Consider the following 4711-nt stretch of genomic DNA (forward strand, 5'->3'; position numbering starts at 1 on the left):
AGAACCGCCCGAAATCCAAGCGACCGCCCTACCGCAAGAGCGAACGGACCACCAGTAAACACACAGAGTGACGACAGAAGCTAAAATCGCAAGCTAAGTGGTCAACGTCGGAAGTCCTTCGGGGGTTGACGCAGAGTGGGACCTACGCGGGGCCTTGACCACATCTGCACGCCCACGGACGGACTGGGCCAGCAGGAACCGCTTGAAGGCGGCGACGGGCGGGGTGTCCGGCCCCGATGCCCCTCCTCCAGCCCCGTCCGCGAACGCGTTCTGAGGCCGGAGGCAGGCCGGGACCTCTGCCACGACGCCCGGCGCACCTGACCAACGGCCAGGTGTCGCATGCCCAGGTCAGTCCCCGGTTCCGACGCTCCTGTCGGCCCACACCTGGTACCGGTGGTCCACTCTGAGGTCCTGGAGTGGTGCGAAGGCGGGGTCGATGGCCAGCGCCCGTTGGACCTCCCGCCATGCGTCGGACTCTCGGCCGAGTGCGAGCAGAACCCGGGCGTAGGTGTCATGCAGATACAGGTGGTCGCCGCCGTCGGCGCACGCCACGCCCTTTTCGATCAGCCGGAGGGCGTCGGCGAGGTCCTTCGGGGTGGGGGCGGGGTCTTCGGCATGGATGATTTCCCAGGCGAGGAAGTTGGTCGCGTAGCGGACGACCTCGCGCTGGAACTGTCCCTCGTCGGTGAAGTGGAAGATCTGCCAGACCGGCGGCACCAGCCGCATACAGGTCTCGGCGACGGCGACGCCGTCGCGGCGGTGCTGGGCCCGGTGCTGCTCGGTGTCCTCGTCGCCGTGGCCGACCTTGCCGTGGATCCACATCTTGCCGTAGTAGGCGTAGAGCAGGCCGTAGGCGGAGTCGGCGTCGCCCTCGGTGTACTGGGCGATGGCCTTGTCGTACTCGGCGAGTGCCGCCGACCATTCCTCTCGGTCGCGAAGCGCGTTGGCCTGTGTGATCAGGCTGCCGGCCGCCGTTGCCTGCTCGCGCTCGGAGTCGCTGTCGACGCCGCCCTGGTCGCGGAAGTCGATGCGCGCTCCGGGGTAGGCGGCGGCGACCCGTCGGCGGACCTCTCTGGAGAGGGCGTTGTAGCGAAGGTCGATCTGCTCGACGGCGGGCAGGGTGAAGAAGCCGTCGGGCAGCTCGGTCAGCCCGTTGAAGGACAGGTCGATCCTCTTCAGGCCCTGGAAGGCGCCGATTCCGGTGATGACGTCGGCGGTCATCGGACCACGTCCGCCCCTGTCCTGCGCTCCCCAGCGGTCGATCTTCAGCTCCTCCAGTGCGGGCAGGGGGTTCGCGAGCACGGGCCGCAGCAGCTTGTGCGGCGGGACCGGTACACCTGTGTGGACGGTGCGTCCGCTCAGCTTCAGCACCCGCAGCCTGAGCAGCCGAGACAGGTCGGGCAGCGGGGTCTTCACCAGTCCGAGGGCATTGTCGAGGCCGAGTTCCTCAAGGTTGGTCAGGCGCAGCAGTGTGGCGGGGACTTCCTGGAAGAAGTTGCCCCTGAGCTCGAGCTTTCGCAGGTTCGGGAAGCCGGTGAGGGCTTCGGGGAACCGCTTGAGGTACCTCCAGCTCATTCCCGCCATGGAGATTTCCTCCACGCTGGCCATACCCTGCATGGATGCCGGGAACACCAGGTTGGTCTGGTCCGCCACCAGCCGGCGGAGGTGTATCAGGTTTCCGGCCGTCTCCGGGAGCGCGAAGGTTGTGGTGTCGGGCAGTGCCTCGCTGGTGCCGGAGGGCTTGCTGGACAGTTTTGAGACATCGAGTTCTTCCAGCGCGGTGAGCCGGCCGATGGTGTCCGGCAGCCTGATCGGCCGGTGGGTGGGTTCGGTGGAGAAGGCGTAGGTGATGTTGCCGGCGATCCGCAGTACGCGCAGCCTGGACAGTCGGCCGATGGAGGCGGGCAGTTCGGCCAGGCCGCAGTCCCGTACTGACAGAAGTTCCAGGTCGGTCAGGGTGCCGATCTCGTCGGGGAGTTGCCCGATCGGGTTGCCGTCCAGGACGAGTGTGCGCAGCCATGGCATACGCAGCACCTCGGCCGGGAACTCCTTGAGCTTGCGTTCCGACAGATCGAGATGGAGCACCCGGTCGGCCCGGGCATGCGCGACGTCCGCCAGCGCCGCATCGTTCGCGGTGCGCGCACCCGGGCGCAGGACCGGCAGTCCGGCCCGCAGCCGTTCCAGGAACTCCGGGACCTTGATGCTCTTGAATTCCGGGTCGACGACCTCGGTGACGAACGACTCCACGATGTTCTCGCTGCTGAAGTCCGCGTCGTCATCGTTGCCGTAGTTGTCCACCAGGTGAGCGTCGGGGGCGGAAACGCTGAGATCGTGGTTGTAGTTGATGACCCATGGGGTCTCTACGGTGCCGGTTTCCAGGGTGCCGTTGTTGTAGTCGCCGTAGACGAGATGGGTGAAGGTGCCGTCCTGGATGTAGATTTCGCAGTCGCCGCCCTCCAGGGTCTCGGCCCGGGTGGTACCGCCGACGTAGAGCCCCGGCAGAAACTCGTAGAGCGCGATCGGGCCGGACACCGTCAGATCGCCGGTGATCACCACCAGGTCCACGTCGTCCAGACTCCCGATCCCGGCGACGGCGTCGAGGAAGCCCCCCTCCAGTACCAGATCGCCGTCGAAGAGCAGGACGTTGTCATAGTTGCCCTCGAAGGAGGCGGAGAGAGCCTGCACAAGTCGAGTGTCGGCCTCTGTGAAGGAGAGGCGTTCGGGTACGGGGTTGTTGGTCATGTGGGCGACGATAGGACACGGGTATGACAGTCCTTCAATGTCCTTCTGGTCATCGGGCGCACTCGTCGCGGCGCGCGGATCGTGGTAGCCGAACGCGCGCTGTCGGCTATCAGCCTCGGGCTTTCATGAGGCTTGGTGTCCGGCAGGCGGCCGGGGAAGCAGAAAGTGCCCCTGACCTGCGGCGATAGGGGTTACTGAGGGTCCTGTAGGTGGTAGTGGAAGAGGCACTTTCCAGGTGAAGGAGAGCGGCGGGTCATACTCGCGTGTCCGGGTCGAGGGTGGTGGCCGCTCGGTGGTCTCGCAGGCCAGGTCGTTGCTGCTGGTCAAGGCGGCTCTCAAGTCCGGCCTGGCGAACGCGATATTGGAGGCATTGGCACCGTGGCGAAAGCCGCAGGCTGCACACGATTTCGGCCCTCTGGACGTCGCACTCGCGACAGCTCTGGGCGGGGACTGCCTGGCCGGTGTCGGCCTGCTGCGGGCCGATCCGACGATCTCCCCCGCCTGGTCTACGCCTTCGCCGCATCCGGACCGAAAGCCTTCGCGGCAATCCGCTCGACACGGTCCCGAGCTCGCCAGTGAGTATGAGCGTTGGCGGGTACGAGCAGTCCGGTAGCCGATATCCAGGTGATCGTGGAAATTGGCGGCGTGCTGGTGATCGCGTGGTCGGAAGAGCAGGACGCCGCCGCGACATGGAAGAAGACCTTCGGTCATCATCCGCTCGTCGCGTTCGTCGACCATCACCGGGCCGGGTCCGGTGTGCCAGTGGCCGCAGTGCTACGGCCCGGAAACGCGGGCTCCAGCACTGCGGCTGACTACGTCGCCACCACCCAACTCGCTCCGGCTCAACTGCTCAAGCTCTGGCGAGGACGGCAGGCGCTCATCCGTCCCGACTCCGCCGGTGGCACCCACGCCTTCCGCGACTGTCCGTCGAGACGGGGCCGGTGGCTGTCGTATTCCTCGGAATGACAGCGGACGTCCAGGCTGGCGAGCTGCCGTCAGGGGCTCAGGCCGCGCGGGCAGCTTCTGAGCAGGGGAGGTCTTGGCCGACTCCGGCACGGTGGGCAAGGGGTCATCATGTCCGGCCGCCCGCGTCAGGCGGTGCGGCAGGCTCCAGCCGGTAAGAACCACTTCTGCTGATCGGCCTGCCTGCCTTGCCCGTTGCCACCGCCCGCCCGATATCGCTGACCGCCTCGCAGAGGCACCGGCTGAAGAAGATGGCCTACGGGCACAGGACTCCCCACCAGGCCCGGATCCGAGCGCACGTCGTGCTCCACGCGGCACAGGGCCGTTCCAACGCGTGCATCGCCCGCGAGACGGGCCTGCATGTGGACACCGTGCGGACCTGGCGAGGCCGCTTCGCCGACGAGGGCATGCCCGGGCTGGCCGACCGCCAGCGCCCCGGCCGGCCACCCTCGTTCACCGCCCTGCAGACCGCCCAGGTCAAGGCCCTGGCCTGCCAACTACCCGCCGAGACCGGCACGCCGCTGGCCCGCTGGTCGTGCCCGGAACTGGCCCGCGAGGCCACGGCACGAGGCATCGCCCCGGCCCTGTCGGACTCCACCGTGCGCCGCTGGCTGGCCCAGGACGCGCTCAAGCCCTGGCAGCACCGCTCCTGGATCTTCATCCACGACCCCGACTTCGGCCCCAAGGCCGCCCGTGTGCTGGATCTGTACGCCCGCACCTGGCAGGGCGAACCGCTCGGACCGGACGAGTACGTCATCAGCGCGGACGAGAAGACCTCCATCCAGGCCCGCTGCCGCTGCCACCCCACCCTGGCCCCCGGACAGGCCCGGGCGATGCGGGTCAACCACACCTACGGCCGCGGCGGTGCCCTGGCTTACATGGCCGCCTACGACGTCCACCACGCGAGGGTGTGAGCTGCTCCGAGTTTCGTGGCGGCCGGTTTCTCTGGTTTCAGGCGGCGTTCGGGGCGACCTGTGATCGGTGGTGCTGGGCTTCGAATTCCTCG

General features: G+C 67.6%; 2 protein-coding genes and 1 pseudogene. 2 read left to right on the plus strand and 1 reads right to left on the minus strand.

Going from position 1 to position 4711, the window contains the following annotated elements; genetic code table 11:
- Window positions 1-348 precede the first annotated feature (348 nt).
- Window positions 349-2742: a hypothetical protein gene (locus tag ACFVX4_RS41600; protein WP_389988579.1), complete on the minus strand. Its 2394-nt coding sequence runs from the start codon at window positions 2740-2742 to the stop codon at window positions 349-351.
- 235 nt (window positions 2743-2977) lie between these two features.
- On the opposite strand from ACFVX4_RS41600, the pseudogene ACFVX4_RS41605 reads away from it, so the two are divergent.
- Window positions 2978-3696, plus strand: a pseudogene (locus ACFVX4_RS41605) (transposase); the annotation flags it as partial.
- Between the two features lie 197 nt (window positions 3697-3893).
- Window positions 3894-4619, plus strand: a complete 726-nt coding sequence (locus ACFVX4_RS41610) for an IS630 family transposase (RefSeq protein WP_389988582.1) — start codon at window positions 3894-3896, stop codon at window positions 4617-4619.
- Window positions 4620-4711 lie beyond the last annotated feature (92 nt).

It is taken from the genome of Streptomyces sp. NPDC058240, assembly GCF_042882135.1.
In the GTDB taxonomy this organism is placed as follows: Bacteria; Actinomycetota; Actinomycetes; order Streptomycetales; family Streptomycetaceae; genus Streptomyces.

Coding starts and splice junctions, on each gene's coding strand:
- ACFVX4_RS41600 (WP_389988579.1), bottom strand. CDS start 2,742: ATGACCAACAACCCCGTACCCGAACGCCTCTCCTTCACAGAGGCCGAC.